Below are 17,198 nucleotides of genomic sequence, written 5' to 3' on the forward strand. Positions count from 1 at the left end.
CGGCACAGGTTCGGCACCGCGAGCCCGGCGCCCTCGAGCGCGTCGAGCAGGCTGGTGCCCGACGGGACGGGGACGGTGCGTCCCGACGCCCGGAGGACGGCCTCGAACGGCTCGCCGGGGTCGAGGTCGTCGACGCCGAAGTGCTCCACGTGGATGCGCTCGTCGGGCCAGCCGAGACGTCGGGCGGCCAGCGTGACGGTGTCCATGAACCCGGCCGGGCCGCACGTGTAGAGATGGGTGCCGACCGGCTGGTCGGCGAGGCGGCGCTCGAGGTGGTCGCCGAGGGCGCTCCGGTCGGTGAGGCAGGTGAGGGCGTCGCCGGCGAGGTCGCGCAGGTCGTCGAGGTGGGCCGCCGCGCCGGGTCGGTGCGCGTACAGCACCTCGACGTCGCGTCCCCACCGCACTGCGCTGCGCAGGTGCGACAGGATCGGGGTGACCCCGATGCCGCCGGCCACGAGCAGGTGCCGACGCGCGGCGAGCACGGGCGGGAACGCCGAGCGGGGCGGCGTCACCTCCACCCGGTCGCCGGTGGTCAGGGCGTGCACCCAGCGCGAGCCGCCGCGGCCGGCGTCGAGGCGCAGCACCGAGATCGTGTAGGCGCGCGGGGCGACGGAGTCGCCGGTGAGCGAGTAGGCGTTCGCGGTCGAGCCCGGCGGTCCGCAGGTCACCACCACGTGGCTGCCGGGCGTGTACCCGGGCAGGGCTCCGCCGTCGGGCCGGACGAGCCGCACCGATCGGACGCCGGGGACGGTGTCGTCGACGGCGGCCACGACGAGGTCGAGGGCCGCGCTCACGCCCCCTCCTCCCACTGCCCCTGCTCCCACTGCCCCGTCTCCCACCGTTCAGCGTCGACCTGGAAGCCGAGGAAGGCCCCCTGCCGGCGGGAGACGTGGTGGTGCACGACGAGCCGTCGCTCGCACCCAGTGCAGGCGACGACGCCCCCGACGTGCGTGGGGGCCGAGGTGACGGCAGCGCAGTGGGCGCACGCGACGGGCAGCTCCTCGGTGCTCGTGGTGGCCACCGCGAGCTCGGCGTCGACGAGGCCGCCGGCGAGGGCGTGGGCGCGCAGCGGCAGGACCGCCGTCAGCGGACCGGCCACCAGGAGTCGCCAGCCGACCCGCGCCTCGGCGAGCTCGGCGTCGACCACGGCCAGCGCCTCGTCGGTGTCGGCGACGGCGTGCAGACGTCCTTGCGCGACGGCCCCGGCGAGCCACGTGGTCGCGACGTCGACGGCGTCAGGTCCGACGGCCACGGCCGTGCACGCCGTCGCGGTGGGGTCGCACGGCGGCGTCAACGGCTGGACCGCCCACGCCGGGACGCTGGTGAGCTCGAGGGCTGGATTCACAGCAGGCTCGCGTCGCGGTGCCCGGTGTAGAAGGCGAGGGCGCGGTCGGGCGTGCTGAACCCGATGCGCGAGCCCCGCGGGAAGAAGATCGCGTCGTGACGGCGTGCGACGAGCTCCTGCCCGGTGTCGAGGTTGACGAGGTGGAGCTCGCCCTCGAGCACGACCTTCATCTCGTCGTAGTCGTAGACGTACTCGAGCGGCGCGTCGGTGTGCAGCAGCTCGAAGTACCCGGAGCACATGACGCTGTCGTCGGGGTTCTCGTAGACGTCGCCGATGAAGCCGAGCGTGCTGCCGACGTTCATGGGAGGCAGCCCGACGTGGCCGTCCGCGGTCACGCGGAAAGGTGGGACGGACGTGGCGGTCTGCGTGTCGGCGGTCATGACACCCTCCAGATCGTTGATTCTTGCGACGAAACTTTGTTGCCTACGATGAAACACAGTCGGTGTTTCGTCGGCATGACCTGCGCGAAAACCTCTGGTCTCCGAGGTCTGCTGGAGCCGTGAGCCCGCTCACGCGACCTGCGCGACCACGGGCCCGTTGGTTCACTGGGCGCGTGACGACGTTCGAGTACTCCAACCTCAGCGGACGACCGCCCGGCCCGGTGGTCTCCAAGCTGGCGCTGGTCCTGCCCGGCGTCCGCAGCGTGATGGAGCAGGTCGAGCCCTACGCGCGCTGGTGGGAGGACGCGAACCGTCGCGCCCTCGGCTCCGGTCGTCCGCTGTGGGTCGCGCTCGGCGACTCGATGACCCAGGGCATCGGCGCGAGCGCGCCCGACCGCGGCTGGGTGGGCCAGCTGGCCGGCGACCCGCCGTCGGCCCTGCGCGACGTCGCGGTGCTCAACCTGTCGTTCAACGGCGCGCGCGTGCTCGACGTCCTGGACCGCCAGCTCCCCGCACTCGAGCAGGTGCGTGCCCTCGGGCACGAGGTCGCGCTGGTGACCCTGCTCATCGGCAACAACGACCTCATGAGCCCGCGCTGGAGCCGCCGCCTGCCGGCCGCGACCGAGCAGCTGCTCGACGCCGTCCCGCGCGGCACGGTCGTGGCGACGCAGCCGGGCCTGCAGCGTTCGGCCGTCGCCTTCAACCGGGTCGTCGACGCCCGGGCCCGCCGCGGCGAGATCCGCGTGGCCGACTTCCGCGTGCCGCACATGCGCGACTGGCGGGGACGTCTCGCCGAGGACCGCTTCCACCCCAACGACCGCGGGTACGCCGGCATGGCCGAGGTCGTGCGACGCGCCCTGTAGCGCCGGCCGCTACCGTGCCCGCATGTCCTTCGTGCTGCTGCAGTCCGACGGTCCGCTGCGGACCATCACGCTGAACGACCCGGAGCGGCTCAACGCCCTCGACTGGCCCCTGCTCGACGAGCTGCGCGACGCGGTGGCCACCGTGGCGGCCGACGAGCACGCCCGCGCGCTGCTCGTGACCGGCGCGGGACGCGCGTTCTGCTCCGGCGCGAACGTGACCAACCTGTTCGGCGACCGCACCCGGCCCGTCGACGAGCTGCGCGAGCACCTCATGAAGGTCTACGCGTCGTTCCTGCCGATCCGCGACCTCGCGATCCCCACCATCGCGGCCGTGCACGGACCCGCGGTCGGCGCCGGCCTCAACATCGCCCTCGCCTGCGACGTCATCGTCGCCGGGCCACGGGCCGGGTTCGGGCCGACGTTCACACAGATCGGCCTGCACCCCGGCGGCGGCTGCACGTGGATGCTGACGCAACGGATCGGCTCGGCCAACACCGCCGCCGCGCTCTACGCGGGCGACGTCATCGGCGCCGACGATGCACTGCGCCTCGGCATCGCCCAGGAGATCGCCGACGACGCCCAGACCCGCGCCCGCGACGTCGCACTCGGCTGGTGCGAGCGCAATCCGACGCTCATGGCGCACGTCAAGCAGTCGCTGCGCGTCGCGGCGACGTCGGACGCGGCCACGTCGCTCGACGTCGAGGCGCAGTTCCAGGCGGAGTCGCTGTCGAGCCCGGAGTTCGAGCGCTTCGCCGCGCGGTTCGCGAAGGACTGACGGTCGGGGATGGATTCCCAGGTCGGCCTGGGAATCCCAGCCGCGCACGGCTTGCTCTCCGTGCTCGGCTGAGATTCCCGTGCCTGGTGGGGAGATTCCCAGGTCGACCTGGGAATCTCCGCTCACGCGGCGCCGTGGGCGTCGGCGACGAGGCGCGCCTCCTCGCGCAGGGCCTGGACGACGAGGCGGACGGAGGGGCGCTCGAAGCGGTCAGGGCGCAGGACGGCGGAGATCTCACGGCGGGCGCGGACGCCGAGCAGGGGGCGGGTCACCAGGCCGTTGCCGTGCTCGCGCGTCGTGAAGCGCGGCAGGATCGCGAGGCCGTGCCCGCCCGCGACCATCGCCTCGACGACACCGTTGTCGGCGAAGCGCTGCGCGACCTGCACGGGCTGGCCGGTCGCGACCACCACCTGCTCGAGGACCCGGTCGAAGGGGTAGCCGGGCGGGACGCCGATCCAGGTCTCGTCGACGACGTCGCGCGGCGACAGGTTCGCCTTGCGGGCGAGCGGGTGGTCCTGCGGCAGCGCGACGTCGAGCGGCTCGCTCATCAGCGGCACGACCTGCAGGCCGCGGTCGTGCCAGGCGGCCGACGTCGTGGGCGAGTCCGACAGCACCACGTCGTGGTCGGCGGTCAGGTCGCCGACGGCGTCGGGGTCCTCGGTGTCGGTGCACACCAGCTCGACGTCGGGCCGCTCGGCCATCCTGGTCAGCAGCCCGGGCAGCAGCATCTCCCCACCCGTCGGGAAGGTCACCAGCGTGACGCGGCCGGCCGGCTGCTCCATGAACGCGCGCCACTCGCCCTCGGCCCGCTCGATGGCGACCGCGATGTCGGTGGCCGCGCGGGCCAGCGCACGCCCCGCCTCGGTCAACGCCACGCCCCGCCCGGACGGCTCGACGAGGGGGTAGCCGGCCTCCTTCTCCAGCGCCTTGAGCTGCTGCGACACCGCCGACGGTGTGACCCTCATCGCATCGGCGACGGCGCCTACGGAGCCCCGCTCCGACAATTCCCTGAGAACCATGAGTCGCCGCACGTCCATGTAGTGATGCTACACGTTACATGTAGTTCTCTTCGCTTGTCCTTGACAGTTACCCGCGCGACCATGGGCGTGTCAGCTCGTCCCCACCCCCTTCGAGGAGGCCCCCCATGATCGCTCTCGCCGTGCTCGGCGCCGTCGTCGTCACCGTCGGTGTCACCAAGTCCGCCTACCTCGTCTCGCGCGACGGCTACGGCCGGATCCCGACCATCCAGCGCTTCTGAGACCCGCCGTCGGTCCCCGCGACCGACGGCCCCCGACCCGGCCAGGTCCCGACGCCCCGGCCGGGTCACCCGCCGCCCGGCGCGACCTCCGGGCCCACGCACGCCGCCACCGACGCTCCCCCGACGCCGGTGGCGGCGTTCGTTAGTCTCGGCCCGTGACCCGCCTCGTCGTCGGCTTCGACCTCGACATGACGCTCGTCGACTCCCGGCCCGGCATCGGCGCCACCTACCGGGCCCTCGCGGAGGAGACCGGGACGTTCATCGACGTCGACCTCGTCACGTCGCGCCTCGGACCGCCCCTCGAGGCCGAGCTCGCGCACTGGTTCGAGCCCGAACAGGTCCCTCAGGTCGCCGACCGCTACCGCGCGCTCTACCCCGACCTGGCGATCCCGCGCGTGGCGCTGCTCCCCGGCGCGCGCGAGGCCGTGCAGGCCGTGCTCGACGCCGGCGGCGAGGCCTTCGTCGTCACCGGCAAGAACGGGCGCAACGCCGCCCTGCACCTCGAGCACCTCGCGATCGACCTCGACGTCGTCGGCGAGGTGTGGCGCGAGGGCAAGGCCGACGTGTTCCGCGCCCGTGGCGTCACTGCCTACGTCGGCGACCACGTGCACGACATGGAGGCGTGCCGCTCGGCCGACGTCGTCGGGGTCGCCGTGCCGACCGGTCCGTGCAGCCCCGACGAGCTGCGCGCGGCGGGCGCCGACCACGTCGTCGACGACCTGCACGGCGTCGTCGGGCTCGTCCCCCACCTGTCCCGCTGACCGGCGCACGGAGGTCGGTCGACCCGCGTGACGCACGAGTCGGCCCCCGGGACTTGTGTCGGGCCCCTCATCTGCGGATACTTGAAGTTACCTGCCGGTAGCACCCGTCGGTAACACGTGTGCACCGGACACCGCACCCCCGATCCAGGAACAGGCAGTCATGAGCCACTACAAGAGCAACCTGCGCGACGTCGAGTTCAACCTCTTCGAGCTGTTCGGACGCCAGGACGTCCTCGGCACCGGTGCGTTCGAGGAGCTCGACCTCGACACCGCGAAGAGCATCCTCGCCGAGACCGAGCGGCTGGCCCGCGAGGACCTCGCCCCCTCCTTCGAGGACTCCGACCGCAACCCGCCCGTCTACGACCCCAAGGCGATGACGGTCACCATGAACCCCGCCTTCGCCAAGAGCTACAAGGCCTGGATGGACGCCGAGTGGTGGCGTCTGCAGGTCCCCGAGGAGCTCGGCGGCCAGAAGGCCCCCTCCTCGCTCATCTGGGCGATCGGTGAGTTCGTGCTCGGCGCGAACCCGCCCATCTGGATGTACTCCGCCGGCCCGGCCTTCGCGCGCATCGTGTTCGAGAACGGCACCGAGCGCGACAAGAAGATCGCCGAGTTCATGACCAACCGCCAGTGGGGCGCCACGATGGTGCTCACCGAGCCCGACGCGGGCTCCGACGTCGGCGCGGGCCGCACCAAGGCCTACCCGAACGAGGACGGCTCCTGGAACATCGAGGGCGTCAAGCGGTTCATCACCTCGGCCGAGCACGACATGAGCGAGAACATCATGCACCTCGTCCTCGCGCGTCCCCAGGGCGTCGAGGGCGTCGGCGGCCCCGGCACCAAGGGTCTATCGCTGTTCCTCGTCCCGAAGATCCACTTCGACCACGAGACCGGCGAGCTCACCGGCGAGCGCAACGGCGCCTACGTCACGAACGTCGAGAAGAAGATGGGCATCAAGGTCTCCACCACGTGCGAGGTCACCTTCGGCGACCCGTCGACCGGTGGCGGCGAGCCGGCCAAGGGCTGGCTGCTCGGCGAGGTGCACGACGGCATCAACCAGATGTTCCGCGTCATCGAGAACGCCCGCATGATGGTGGGCGCCAAGGCCATCGCGACGCTGTCGTCGGGCTACCTCAACGCGCTCGAGTACGCCAAGGAGCGCGTCCAGGGCGCCGACCTCACGCAGGCCGCCGACAAGACCGCGCCGCGCGTGACGATCACGCATCACCCCGACGTCCGCCGCTCGCTCATGACCCAGAAGGCCTTCGCCGAGGGCCTGCGCTCGCTCGTGTTCTACACGACGACCTGGCAGGACGCGATCATGCAGAAGGCGGAGTCCGGCGAGGACGCGTCGCTCGAGGAGTCGGTCAACGACCTCCTGCTCCCCATCGTCAAGGGCTACGGCTCGGAGCGCTCCTGGGTGCTGCTGGGCACCGAGTCGCTGCAGACGTTCGGCGGCTCGGGCTTCCTGCAGGACTACCCGATCGAGCAGTACGTGCGTGACGCCAAGATCGACACGCTCTACGAGGGCACGACCGCCATCCAGGGCCAGGACCTCTTCTTCCGCAAGATCGTGAAGGACAAGGGCCGCGCCATCGGCTACCTCGCCGAGCAGGTGGGCGAGTTCGTGAAGAGCGAGGCCGGCAACGGTCGCCTCAAGGTCGAGCGCGAGCTGCTCGCGACCGGCCTCGACGACGCCCAGGCGATCCTCGGCGCCGCGTTCACCGACCTCATGGCCAGCAACCCGGCCGACGAGAAGGGCGACCTGAAGAACCTCTACAAGGTCGGCCTGAACACGACGCGTCTGGTCTACGTGCTCGGCGACCTCGTGGTCTCCTGGCTGCTGCTGCGCGGCGCCGAGGTGGCGCTGGCCAAGCTCGACGAGGGCGCGACGGGCTCGGAGAAGGCGTTCTACGAGGGCAAGGTCGCGGCGGCGTCGTTCTCCGCGCGCACCGTGCTAGCTCGACGAGGCGGCCTTCTGAGCCGTCGGCACCGACCACCACGACGAAGCCCCCGCCCGGGACCGGGCGGGGGCTTCGTCGTGGGTGCGGCTCAGGCCGAGGGCACGGGCGCCCGGCCACCCGACCGGGTCGCACCCACGCCGGCCGCGACCACGCAGGCCAGGCCCAGCACGGCGCCCACGTCCGGCACCTGGTCGAGCGCGACGAGCCCGACGACCAGGGCGATCGCCGGCTCCAGGCACATCAGCGTCCCGAAGGCGGCGGTCGTGAGCCGCCGCAGCGCCAGCATCTCCAGCGCGAACGGGACCACGGGCACGAGCAGCGCGAGTCCCACGAGAGCACCTGTCCGACAGCCTCGACCTCGTCGAGGACCTGGTGGTGGCGGGCCTCGGCGTCGGGATGCTGCCGCTCTGGCGCCGTCCGCGCGACGGCGTGACGGTGGTCCCGTTCCACGACCCCGGCGTCACGATGCGCGCGTACGTCTGGACGCGCCGAGGGCGAGCGACGTGGCCGCCGCTCGCCCTCGTGCTGGAGCGTCTCGTGGACGCCCCGAGCGTGTCTCGTCAGCCCCGCGTCGTCACCAGTTGATGAGCGCGCCGGTGAGCGTGTAGGGCGCGAAGTCGGTCGACAGGATCACGAACAGCGCCAGCGCACCGCCGGCCAGGGCGACGTTCTTGTTGAAGGCGACCATCTCCATCTGCTTGGCCTGGGCGTCGCTCTCCTTCCAGAACGCGTGCATGAGCACGGCCGTGACGAGCAGCAGGATCGCGAGCCCGAGGGCGCCGACGTCGCCCCAGATGCCGAGGAGCACCGAGACGCCGCCGGCGAGCAGCGCGACGCCGCTGACCTGGACGAGCACCTTGGCGTTGGAGAGACCGCGCGACTCGGCGTAGCCGGCCATCGCGCCGGTCGCCGTCAGGTGACCGATGCCCGAGCCGATGACGAGGTAGGCGAAGAGGATGCGGGAGATGAGGAAGACCTCGTCCATGGGAGCTCCTTGAGAAAGGTGAAGGTTCAACTAGCGGGGTCCAGCGTCCTCCTTCCGCCGCCCGCGGTCAAGCCGTCGCGCGTGGCCGACCTGACCGGCACCGTGCCGTGTGCCAGAGTGAGCGGGTGCGTCTGACCAGCCCGCTGTGGTACCTCGCGGCGTTCCTGCTCGCGATCGGCGGATGGATGGCCTCGGCCGTCGTCGCGGCCGGCGCGTGGGACCACGTCCGCGACGCGACGTTGCAGAACCTGACCGAGCGAGTCGACGCCAAGGGCGCCTCGCTCGCCGTCTTCACCGACGTCCGCCAGCCCGAGCGCGACGTCACGTGCACCGCCACCGGGCCCGCCAAGGGCGCCGAGCCGGTGACGCTCGAGGACGCCCCGATCGACCTGCGCGTCCCGCAGGACGGCTCCACCTGGTACCTCATCGCGTTCGAGCGTGAGGGATCGGACCAGGTCGCGGTCCGCTGCACGCCGAAAGACCGCGCCGCCGACGCCGCGACCTACCGGGTGGCCGTCGCCGACGGCTTCCTCGACCGCACCCGCAACGGCGCGGGCATCGCCTGGATCGCCGCTGCCGTCGCCGTCGCGCTCGCGCTGGCGACCTGGTGGACCCGACGCAAGCGCACCCTGGAGGACTGAATGCTGCAGACCTACGTCGACGCCTGGCTGGCCAGCGTCCGCGACACGATCGCCCTGCTCGAGGAGCTCGACGACGCGGCATGGTCGACGCCCACCGACCTGCCGGGCTGGACGGTCGCCGACGTCGCCGCCCACCTGGCGCACCTCGAGGCCGTCACCGCGGGGCACGTGGTCGACGAGGCCCCCACCACGGCGTCGGCCGGCGGCATCGCGTCGGTGTACACGGAGGCCGGGGTGGAGTCGCGGCGCGGCCTCACGCGCGAGCAGGTGCTGGACGAGCTGCGCCGCAGCGTCGACGTCCGCGCGGAGCGGCTCGGCGGCGCGCTGCCCGACGACCCCACGGCCCGCGCCGAGCACACGCCCGCCGGTGTCGGCTGGACGTGGGACACGATGCTGCGCAACCGCACCGTCGACGTCTGGTGCCACGAGCAGGACGTGCGCCGCGCGGTCGACCGGCCGGGCAACCTCGACTCGGCGGGCGCGCACGTCACGACGCACACGTTCGCCGCCGCCATGCCGTTCGTGCTCGGCAAGAAGGTCGGCGCCACGGCCGGCACGTCAGTCCTCTGGGACCTCACCGGCCCGATCGCCCTGCAGGTGGGCGCGACGGTCGGCGACGACGGCCGCGCCCGCCCCGGCGTGCCGGACTCCCCCACTGCCACCCTCACCCTGACGTCCGACGCCTTCGCCGTGCTGGCCGCAGGACGTCGCCGCCCGGGCGCGGTCGAGGTCGCGGTGAGCGGCGACACCGACCTCGCCCACCGCGTCCTCGAGCAGATGGCCGTCACCTTCTGACCGCTGCCGGTCAGGAGCGCAGCGCACCCGCCTCGGCCAGCAGGTCGCGCCAGCCGACGCGCAGCCGGTCCCACTCGTCGGTGCACTGGTCGGCCCGGTCCTGCGTGAGCGGGTCGTCGTCGACCAGCCCGGACCACGTGTCGGGGTCCGAGCCGTACAGGTAGCAGAGGTAGTTCACGGCGCGGGCGGCGTCGGACGTGTGCTCGTCGGTCGGGTCGGCCTCGTACGCCGCCGCGAGCAGCTGGTACTCGTACGCCGACGACAGCAGCGCGCCGGTCGCCTCGTCGTCACCGGCCTCGGCGAGGCGCCACGCCGCGAACTGGTCGGCGACGTCCTCCTCGCGACCCGTGAACGGCAGGTCGAGCAGGTCGATCACCGCGTGCCCCGCCTCGTGGAAGAACGTCTCGCGCCAGATGCCCTCGAGGGTGGCGTCGACGTCGTCGGCCCCGGCCTCCTCCAGCTCGGCGTCGCTGTCGCGCACGTCCTGCAGGCACAGCTCGATCCGACCCTCGCCGGCCAGGTACCCCGTGCCGTCCTTGCAGGTCGTCACCTCGACGACGAGGGGGCTCGGCAGGCTGACCGTCGCGCGCAGGTCGCGGGCGGCGTCCTCGAGGACGCCGCTGGCGCGCACCCGGTCCTGCCAGCCCTGCCAGCGGTCGGCGACGTCGGGGTACGTGACGCTCACGCGTGCGCCGCGGGCGGCGTCGCCCTGAGCCGCCTCGGGGCGGGCGTCGCCGGGCGCGGCGAGCAGCCCGACCGTGAACCCGCCCAGGGCGGCGAGGGCGACGGTCGCGACGACGATGATCCTGCGCACGTCCGGATCATAGGATCGGCGCTGCGTGCCCGGGGCGGATACGGTTCGTCCCATGAGCTGGAGCACGCAGGACATCCCCGACCTGGGCGGGAAGCGGGCCGTCGTCACCGGTGTCACCGGAGGGCTCGGGTTCCACACCGCTCTCGAGCTGGGGCGGGCCGGCGCGGGCCTGACCGTCACCGCGCGGAACCCGCAGAAGGCCGACGACACGCTCGCCCGGCTGCGCGAGGAGCTGCCCGACGTCGACGTCGAGGTGCTGTCGCTCGACCTGGCCGACCTCGCCGACGTCCGGCGGGCGGTCGAGGAGCTGGGCTCGCGGCACGACCGGGTCGACGTGCTCGTGAACAACGCCGGCATCATGATCCCGCCGTACAGCACGACCGCCGACGGCTTCGAGCTGCAGATCGGCACGAACCACGTCGGGCACTTCGCGTGGACGGCGCAGGTGTGGCCGCTGCTCGCCGACGACGCCCGCGTCGTGTCCGTGTCGTCGCTCGCGCACCTGCAGGCCAAGGGGATCGACCTGCGCTCGCTGACCCCGGAGGGCTCGCCGCGCACGTACCGCCGGTGGGTGTCCTACGCGGAGTCCAAGCTCGCGAACCTCTCGTTCGCGCTCGAGCTCGACCGTCGCCTGAAGTCCGCGGGGAAGGCCGTCGTCAGCACGGCCGCGCACCCGGGCTTCGCCCGCACCGAGCTGCAGAAGACCGGCGTGGCGATGGGCAACCCGTTCCTCGGCACGGTCGTGCAGCAGGTGTCGGCACTGGCGAGCCAGTCGGCCGCCGCGGGAGCGCTGCCGAGCCTGCGGGCCGCGACCGACCCGACCTTCACCGGCGGGGAGTACGTGGGCCCGGCGTCGCTCGGCGGTACCCGCGGCGCCCCGGTGATCGCGGGCATGACGCGCTGGGCGCGCGACGAGCAGCTCGCCCGCGACCTCTGGGCGGCGACGGAGCAGGCCACCGGCGTCACTTTCGAGGTCTGAGCGGCGCGACCGTCCTCGGCGCTGGATCCGTGCGGTCCGCGACGCCCCGCTCTCGTGCCTGAGTGGTCGGGTCAGGCCAGCCGACCGCGCCAGTGCTCGCGCGCGTCGGGGTCCTCGGCGAGCAGCTGCGCGCGCGTGCGGCGGCGGTAGCGCCAGATCTGGGTGAGGCCGACCGCCCAGAGGACGTACTGCACCGACATCGCCCACCGGAACGCTCCGGGCGCGTAGTCGGTGCTGGCCCCGGGCGTGCGCCAGTCGAGCACGAGCCCGATGGCCACGACGAGCAGCAGCGACGCCACGAAGCCACCCTGGTTGATGATCCCCGTGGCCGCACCGAGGCGGTCGGGCGGGTTGAAGGAGCGGCCGAGGTCGAACCCGACCATCGACGCGGGGCCGCCGACGCCGACGACCACGACCAGCAGCACGAGCAGCCAGCTCGGGGCGGTGCCCGGCCACGCGAGCACCACCGTCCAGACGGCGACGATGGAGCCGACGATGCCCAGCACGATCGTCGAGCGGTGCCACGGGTCGCGCGTGATGGCCCACGCGAGCACGGGCCCCGCGACCATGACGGCGAGCACGAGGATGGTCAGCAGGGCGCCCGCCTGCGCCGACGTGCGACCTTCGCCGCGCACGAAGAAGGGGTAGCCCCACAGCAGGCCGAGGGTCGTCGCGCTGAACTGGGTCGTGAAGTGGACCCAGAAGCCGAGCCGTGTGCCGGGGTGGCGCCACGACGCGGCCAGGCTGCTGCGGACCGTCGTCCACGACAGGGGCGCCCCGAGCACGCGAGGCGAGCCGGGCTCGTCGTGCACGACGACGAGCAGCACGACCAGCAGCACCAGCCCGAGCGAGGCTGCCGCGAGGTAGGTGGGCGTCCAGCCGAGCTCACGCAGCGCCCACGTCATCGGCACGGCGGCGACGAGCGCGCCGAGCTGGCCGAGGACGCCGGTGAGCTGGGTGACGAGCGGGATGCGTCGCGACGGGAACCAGGTGGTGACGAGCCGCAGCACGCACACGAAGGTCATCGCGTCGCCGAGCCCGACGAAGACGCGCGCCACCAGCGCCACGGCGAAGGTGTCGGCGAGCGCGAACGCCGCCTGGGCGAGGGTCAGCACGACCACGCCGATGGTGAGGATGCGGCGCGGCCCGAACCGGTCGAGCAGGAGCCCGACGGGGATCTGCATGCCGGCGTAGACGACGAGCTGCAGCATGACGAACGTCGACAGCTGGGCGGCGGAGATGCCGAACCGCTCCGTCGCGGCCAGCCCGGCGACCGCCAGCGACGAGCGGTGGAACACGGCGAGGAAGTACAGCGACAGGCCGGTGAGCCAGACGGCGACCGGCCCTCGTCTCGTCGTCGCGCTCACTCGCCCCAGTATGCGCCTGGCCGTCGAGTGCACGTTTGCGTGGGGCCCCACCCAAACCAGCTCCCCCCACCGCAAACACCCGCCCCAACCGCACGCTTGCGTGGGGCCCCACCCAAACCAGCTCCCCCACCGCAGACACCCGCCCCAACCGCACGTTGACGTGGGGCCCCACGTAAACGAGCAGGCGCGGCGGGGGGGGGGGGGGGTCAGGCGCGGCCGGCGTTGCGGCCGTACCGCGCCAGCACGAAGGTCTCGGCCAGCTGCGCGAGGGCGTAGCCGATCACGGAGACGAGCGTGACCACGACGACGAGCGACCAGAGCTTGTCGTACTGGTAGAGCGCCAGCGCCTGGTTGACCGCCTTGCCGACGCTGTCGGTCGTCGTGAAGTACTCGGCGATCAGCGCGCCGGTGATGGCGGCCGGCACCGAGATCCGGATGGCGGCGAAGATCGACGGCAGCGCCGTCGGGAACGCGACCCGACGCATGACGTCCCACGACGAGCCGCCGTAGACGGTCACCACGTCGTGCATCTGCGGCGTCACCGACCGCAGCCCGTACGCGATGTTCACGAGCGCCGGGAACAGCACGACGATGCCGCTCATCACCGCGACGCACCAGAACCCGTTGCCGAACAGCAGGGTGATGATCGGCGCGAGGGCCACGAGCGGCACGGTGCGCACGATCATGACGACCGGCATGGTGGCCGCCTCGACGCCCGACCACAGCACCATGACCGTCGCGAGCACGAACGCGGCGCTCAGCCCGGCGACGAAGCCGATCCCGGCGTCGATGACGGTCTGGCCGAGCGCACCGAGCACCTCGGCGCGGTTCGCGGCGGCGTCGTCCTCGGTGAACAGGTAGGCGATGACGTCCTGCGGCAGCCGGGTGGTGAGGTCGCTGACGCCCGTGAGGGTGACGAGCGCGTACCAGGCGCCGATCGTCGCGGCCAGCACGACGAGGATGGTGAGCAGGGGCCGGGCGACGGCGAGGACCCTCATGAGGCCGCTCCCCGCGACCACGGCGCCACGACGCGACCGAGCAGCCCGAGCAGGGCGTACGCCAGGCCCGACACGAGCGCGCAGCCGATGCCGAGCGACCACGCGAGCGCGGTCTCCCGGTTGTTCTGGCTGAGGATGAGCGACGGTCCGACGCCGATCTCGAGGTGCCGGTCGAAGTACTCGCCCAGCAGCGCCCCGAGGAAGGCCGCCGGTGCCGCGATCTGCAGCGTCGTGAACAGCGCCGGCAGCGCAGCGACGACCCGCACGCGCAGCAGCTGCTGCAGGCGGCTCCCGCCGTAGACCTCGACGACGTCGAGCGTCGCCTGGTCGGCCGCGCGGAACCCGAGCACGGCGCCGACGACGGTCGTGAAGAACACCGAGACGGCCGCGAGGTCGATGGCCGTCGCGGACAGTCCGCCCTTCTCGGGGATCTCGTGCACCGTGATGAGGATCGGCGCGAGCACCACGATGGGCAGGCAGTAGGTGATGACGGCGAGCTGCATGACGATGGGCTCGATGAACGGCACGAGCAGCACGAGCACGGCGACGGTCAGCGCGAGGGCGACGCCGACGAGGTAGCCGTACAGCGACTCCTCGAGCGTGATCGAGAAGACGGTGCGGTAGTAGTCGAAGCCGCGGTCGGCGAAGGTCGACAGCACCTCGCCCGGCGTCGGCACCTGGAAGCGCGCGAGCACGGTCGCCGCGACGAGCCACCAGAGCGCGACGGTGCCCACGAGGCCCGCCGCGCCGATCCCGAGCGTCCTGGTGCGCTCGGGCGAGAGCGACAGGGTGCTCATCACTCGACCGCCGCCCCGCCGGCGCCGAACAGCAGCTCCGAGGCCTGGTCGTGCAGTGCGTGGAACTCCGGCGTGCGCATCATCTCCGGCACGCGCGGGCGCGGCAGGTCGACGTCGATGACCTCCTTGATGCGGCCGGGTCGCGGGCTCATGACCGCCACCTGGTCCGACAGGAAGATCGCCTCGGAGATGCCGTGCGTGACCATGAGCGTGGTCGCGGGCTTCTCGGTCCAGATCCGCAGCAGCTCGACGTTCAGCCGCTGGCGGGTCATGTCGTCGAGCGCGCCGAACGGCTCGTCGAGCAGCAGGACCGACGGCTTCACCACGAGCGAGCGGGCGATCGACACGCGCTGACGCATGCCTCCTGAGAGCTGCGCGGGCTTGGCCTTCTCGAAACCCTCCAGGCCGACGAGCGCGATGAGCTCCTTGACCAGGGCGTCGTCGGGCTGCTCGCCCGAGACCTGGAACGGCAGGCGGATGTTGGACTCCACCGACCGCCACGGCAGCAGGGCCGAGTCCTGGAAGGCGATGCCGAGCTCGTGGTCGCGGCGCAGCTCGGTGGGCGACTTGCCGTCGACGGTCGCGCGTCCGCTGGTCGGCTTCTCGAGGCCGGCCAGGATGCGCAGGATCGTCGACTTGCCGCAGCCCGACGGGCCGAGCAGCGACAGGAAGCTGCCCTTGTCCGTGTGCAGGGTGGCGTCCGTGAGGGCGACCACCTCCTTGCGTCCGACGGAGAACGTCTTCGACAGGTCCTGGATGTGCAGGCCGGTGCCGGCGGTGGGGACCGTCAGGGCCCCACCGCCGGCCGGCGTCGTCAGGTTGCTCACGCGGTCCTCACTGGACGAGCTCGGGCTTCTCCTTGAGCAACTCGTTGAGCGGCTCGAGGTCGAAGAGGTCGTCGGCGGAGATGTCGATGCCGGCCGCCTTGAGCGACGTCAGGTTGGCCTGCACGAGGTCGTCGCTGATCGTGAAGATGCCGTTCTTGGCGGTCTCGTCGGTGTTGACGAGCAGCTCGCACTGCTGCTTGGCCTGGGCGATCTCCTTGTCGAGCTCGAGCGGCGGGTCGATGTCCTTGCCGTAGGTGTCGACGGCGAGCTTCGCGCCCTTCTCGTACCCGGCCTCGCCGTCGCAGGCGTCCTTCCAGCCCTTGATCTCGGCCTCGAGGAACGCCTTGACGTAGTCGGGCTTCTTCTCCAGCGTCTCGTCGGTCGTGATGATGCTCTCGGCGACGAACGGCAGGTTGTTGTCGGCGAAGGAGAGGTCGACGGTGTCGAAGCCGTGGCTCTTGACCAGCAGCGACTCGTTGGTGACGTAGGCGACGAGGCCGTCGATCTGCTTGTCCTCCAGCGGGGCGACGTCGAAGCCGTTCGGGACGATCTCGACGTCCTTCTCGTCGATGTCGTTCGCGGCGAGGAAGGCCTTGAAGAGGCTGAGGTTCGGGTCCTGGACGCCGATCTTCTTGCCGATGAGGTCCTGCGGCGTCTTGATGTTGCCCTGGTCGGCCAGCGACAGGATCGAGAACGGGTTCTTCTGGTACGTCGCACCGATGATCTTGAGGGGGAAGTCGGAGTTGGTAATCGCCGAGGCCGTCGAGACGGCGTTGCTGAGGCCGAAGTCGGCCTTGCCGGTGGCGACGATCTCCTCCTGGGCGACCGGTCCGGCCAGGAAGGTGGCCTTCCCGAGCCCGGCGTCCTTGTAGTAGCCGGCGCTGTCGGCGATGAACTCGCCCGCGAACTCGGCGTTCTTGATCCAGGAGAACTGGACGGTCACGTCTCCGAGGCCGTCGCCCGACGACTCGTCCGCGGAGTCAGAGCTCGAGCCGCACGCGGACAGGGCGAGGGCGGCGGCCGAGAGCACCGCGGCGACACCCGCGGTGGTTCCTCGGCGGATGGACTGGTTCATGACTGTGGCACTCCCTGGCTCGAGCAGCGTGCGCTGCTGACGATGAAACCCCCGTTACAGACCGAGACGTTAGGAGCGTCGCGTTCCGCTCCCGACGCATCGGCATTACGCCTGCGTAAATCTCAGTAGGCCGTCCGCGCGGCGTGGCTGAGCCACGCGTCGAAGGGCGACGACGCGTCGGCCGTGCGGGTCGCCTGGACCGTCGTGCCCCACGTCGCACGGTCGCGCGAGAAGAGCTCGTAGAACTCGCGGTCGTCGAACCCGCCGCGGGCCGCGTCGTCGCGGTCGGCGGCGAACACGACCCGGTCGACACGCGACCACAGCGACGTCGCCAGGCACATCGGGCACGGCTCGCAGGAGGAGTACAACGTCAGTCCTGCCAGGGAGAAGTCGCCGATCGCCCGGCACGCGGCGCGGATGGCGACGACCTCGGCGTGGGCGCTCGGGTCGAGGTCGCGGGTGACCCGGTTCTGTCCCGTGGCGACCAGCTCGTCACCCTTCACGAGCACCGCCCCGAAGGGTCCGCCACCCTCGGCCACGTTCTGCGTGGCGAGGTCGACGGCCAGTGCCAGCC

The 17,198-nt window shown here is 72.0% G+C and carries 19 protein-coding genes and 1 pseudogene; 8 read left to right on the forward strand and 12 right to left on the reverse strand.

The features are described from left to right. The 3 genes from A6Q79_RS17320 to A6Q79_RS17330 form a co-directional block, all read right to left on the reverse strand. Positions 1–794: PDR/VanB family oxidoreductase (locus A6Q79_RS17320; RefSeq protein ID WP_317698860.1), on the reverse strand; the 794-nt coding region annotated here is incomplete at its 3' end. Further along, positions 791–1,345 (reverse strand): dimethylamine monooxygenase subunit DmmA family protein, encoded by a 555-nt coding sequence (locus A6Q79_RS17325; protein ID WP_286691142.1) that lies wholly within the window; start codon positions 1,343–1,345, stop codon positions 791–793. The genes A6Q79_RS17320 and A6Q79_RS17325, both read right to left, overlap by 4 nt. Continuing rightward, positions 1,342–1,725, reverse strand: coding sequence for an ethanolamine utilization protein (locus tag A6Q79_RS17330; RefSeq protein ID WP_067853284.1), 384 nt, complete (start codon positions 1,723–1,725; stop codon positions 1,342–1,344). Before A6Q79_RS17330 ends, A6Q79_RS17325 begins: the two co-directional genes overlap by 4 nt. A 173-nt stretch (positions 1,726–1,898) precedes the next feature. On the opposite strand from A6Q79_RS17330, the gene A6Q79_RS17335 reads away from it, so the two are divergent. Beyond that, positions 1,899–2,588 carry an SGNH/GDSL hydrolase family protein gene (locus tag A6Q79_RS17335; RefSeq protein ID WP_067853283.1) on the forward strand — a complete coding sequence of 230 codons (690 nt, stop codon included), beginning with the start codon at positions 1,899–1,901 and terminating at the stop codon, positions 2,586–2,588. Positions 2,589–2,610: 22 nt separating this feature from the next. Continuing rightward, positions 2,611–3,363, forward strand: coding sequence for an enoyl-CoA hydratase (locus tag A6Q79_RS17340; protein ID WP_286691141.1), 753 nt, complete (start codon positions 2,611–2,613; stop codon positions 3,361–3,363). 122 nt (positions 3,364–3,485) lie between these two features. On the opposite strand, the gene A6Q79_RS17345 is transcribed toward A6Q79_RS17340, so the two are convergent. Beyond that, positions 3,486–4,400, reverse strand: a complete 915-nt coding sequence (locus A6Q79_RS17345; RefSeq protein WP_317698861.1) for a LysR family transcriptional regulator — start codon at positions 4,398–4,400, stop codon at positions 3,486–3,488. A gap of 376 nt (positions 4,401–4,776) precedes the next feature. Between A6Q79_RS17345 and A6Q79_RS17350 the strand changes: the two genes are divergently transcribed. The 3 genes and pseudogenes from A6Q79_RS17350 (at position 4,777) to A6Q79_RS18775 (ending at position 7,931) form a co-directional block, all read left to right on the forward strand. After that, a complete protein-coding gene (locus tag A6Q79_RS17350) occupies positions 4,777–5,382 on the forward strand; it encodes an HAD family hydrolase (RefSeq protein ID WP_286691140.1) in 606 nt (201 codons plus the stop codon). A 160-nt stretch (positions 5,383–5,542) separates the two neighbouring features. After that, positions 5,543–7,351 (forward strand): annotated as a pseudogene (locus A6Q79_RS17355) (acyl-CoA dehydrogenase); the annotation flags it as partial. A gap of 370 nt (positions 7,352–7,721) precedes the next feature. Continuing rightward, positions 7,722–7,931: a hypothetical protein gene (locus A6Q79_RS18775; protein ID WP_286691137.1), complete on the forward strand. Its 210-nt coding sequence runs from the start codon at positions 7,722–7,724 to the stop codon at positions 7,929–7,931. Here the strand turns inward: A6Q79_RS18775 and A6Q79_RS17360 are convergent. Then, positions 7,921–8,331, reverse strand: a complete 411-nt coding sequence (locus tag A6Q79_RS17360) for a DoxX family protein (RefSeq protein WP_286691136.1) — start codon at positions 8,329–8,331, stop codon at positions 7,921–7,923. The two genes, A6Q79_RS18775 and A6Q79_RS17360, sit on opposite strands and share 11 nt — an antisense overlap. A gap of 125 nt (positions 8,332–8,456) precedes the next feature. Here A6Q79_RS17360 and A6Q79_RS17365 point away from each other — a divergent pair, with 125 nt between their 5' ends. Together A6Q79_RS17365 and A6Q79_RS17370 are read left to right on the forward strand one after the other, a co-directional pair. Next, entirely contained in the window at positions 8,457–8,972 is a 516-nt protein-coding gene (locus A6Q79_RS17365; protein ID WP_067853262.1) for a hypothetical protein, read from the forward strand. Further along, the gene (locus tag A6Q79_RS17370; protein ID WP_067853259.1) at positions 8,973–9,767 is read left to right on the forward strand and encodes a maleylpyruvate isomerase family mycothiol-dependent enzyme; all 795 of its coding nucleotides are present in this window, start codon (positions 8,973–8,975) and stop codon (positions 9,765–9,767) included. A 10-nt stretch (positions 9,768–9,777) separates the two neighbouring features. On the opposite strand, the gene A6Q79_RS17375 is transcribed toward A6Q79_RS17370, so the two are convergent. Next, entirely contained in the window at positions 9,778–10,581 is an 804-nt protein-coding gene (locus A6Q79_RS17375) for a DUF4344 domain-containing metallopeptidase (protein ID WP_286691135.1), read from the reverse strand. A gap of 52 nt (positions 10,582–10,633) precedes the next feature. Between A6Q79_RS17375 and A6Q79_RS17380 the strand changes: the two genes are divergently transcribed. After that, positions 10,634–11,560 carry an oxidoreductase gene (locus A6Q79_RS17380; protein WP_286691134.1) on the forward strand — a complete coding sequence of 309 codons (927 nt, stop codon included), beginning with the start codon at positions 10,634–10,636 and terminating at the stop codon, positions 11,558–11,560. Between the two features lie 71 nt (positions 11,561–11,631). Here A6Q79_RS17380 and A6Q79_RS17385 read toward each other — a convergent pair whose 3' ends face one another. From A6Q79_RS17385 to A6Q79_RS17410, 6 genes are all read right to left on the reverse strand, one after another. Continuing rightward, positions 11,632–12,927 (reverse strand): nitrate/nitrite transporter, encoded by a 1,296-nt coding sequence (locus tag A6Q79_RS17385; protein ID WP_067853250.1) that lies wholly within the window; start codon positions 12,925–12,927, stop codon positions 11,632–11,634. A 206-nt stretch (positions 12,928–13,133) separates the two neighbouring features. Further along, entirely contained in the window at positions 13,134–13,925 is a 792-nt protein-coding gene (locus tag A6Q79_RS17390) for an ABC transporter permease (RefSeq protein ID WP_286691133.1), read from the reverse strand. After that, a complete protein-coding gene (locus A6Q79_RS17395) occupies positions 13,922–14,722 on the reverse strand; it encodes an ABC transporter permease (protein ID WP_286691132.1) in 801 nt (266 codons plus the stop codon). The genes A6Q79_RS17390 and A6Q79_RS17395 overlap by 4 nt, the downstream gene beginning before the upstream one ends. After that, complete coding sequence (locus A6Q79_RS17400) at positions 14,722–15,549, reverse strand: ABC transporter ATP-binding protein (RefSeq protein ID WP_067853241.1); 828 nt, start codon at positions 15,547–15,549, stop codon at positions 14,722–14,724. Before A6Q79_RS17400 ends, A6Q79_RS17395 begins: the two co-directional genes overlap by 1 nt. A 7-nt stretch (positions 15,550–15,556) precedes the next feature. After that, on the reverse strand, positions 15,557–16,624 hold the full coding sequence (locus tag A6Q79_RS17405) for an ABC transporter substrate-binding protein (RefSeq protein ID WP_286691131.1): 1,068 nt from the start codon (positions 16,622–16,624) through the stop codon (positions 15,557–15,559). A 122-nt stretch (positions 16,625–16,746) separates the two neighbouring features. Further along, entirely contained in the window at positions 16,747–17,196 is a 450-nt protein-coding gene (locus tag A6Q79_RS17410; RefSeq protein WP_317698863.1) for a nucleoside deaminase, read from the reverse strand. Between the last annotated feature and the right edge of the window lie 2 nt (positions 17,197–17,198).

The sequence above is a fragment of the Aeromicrobium sp. REDSEA-S32_B7 genome, assembly GCF_001626145.1.
Taxonomy (GTDB): domain Bacteria; phylum Actinomycetota; class Actinomycetes; order Propionibacteriales; family Nocardioidaceae; genus Aeromicrobium; species Aeromicrobium erythreum.

Excerpts from the sequence above, each read along its gene's own strand:
- A6Q79_RS17330 (WP_067853284.1), bottom strand. The coding sequence starts at position 1,725 with ATGACCGCCGACACGCAGACCGCCACGTCCGTCCCACCTTTCCGCGTG.
- A6Q79_RS17340 (WP_286691141.1), top strand. The coding sequence starts at position 2,611 with ATGTCCTTCGTGCTGCTGCAGTCCGACGGTCCGCTGCGGACCATCACG.
- A6Q79_RS17345 (WP_317698861.1), bottom strand. The coding sequence starts at position 4,400 with ATGGACGTGCGGCGACTCATGGTTCTCAGGGAATTGTCGGAGCGGGGC.
- A6Q79_RS17360 (WP_286691136.1), bottom strand. The coding sequence starts at position 8,331 with ATGGACGAGGTCTTCCTCATCTCCCGCATCCTCTTCGCCTACCTCGTC.
- A6Q79_RS17370 (WP_067853259.1), top strand. The coding sequence starts at position 8,973 with ATGCTGCAGACCTACGTCGACGCCTGGCTGGCCAGCGTCCGCGACACG.
- A6Q79_RS17380 (WP_286691134.1), top strand. The coding sequence starts at position 10,634 with ATGAGCTGGAGCACGCAGGACATCCCCGACCTGGGCGGGAAGCGGGCC.
- A6Q79_RS17390 (WP_286691133.1), bottom strand. The coding sequence starts at position 13,925 with ATGAGGGTCCTCGCCGTCGCCCGGCCCCTGCTCACCATCCTCGTCGTG.
- A6Q79_RS17395 (WP_286691132.1), bottom strand. The coding sequence starts at position 14,722 with ATGAGCACCCTGTCGCTCTCGCCCGAGCGCACCAGGACGCTCGGGATC.
- A6Q79_RS17405 (WP_286691131.1), bottom strand. The coding sequence starts at position 16,624 with ATGAACCAGTCCATCCGCCGAGGAACCACCGCGGGTGTCGCCGCGGTG.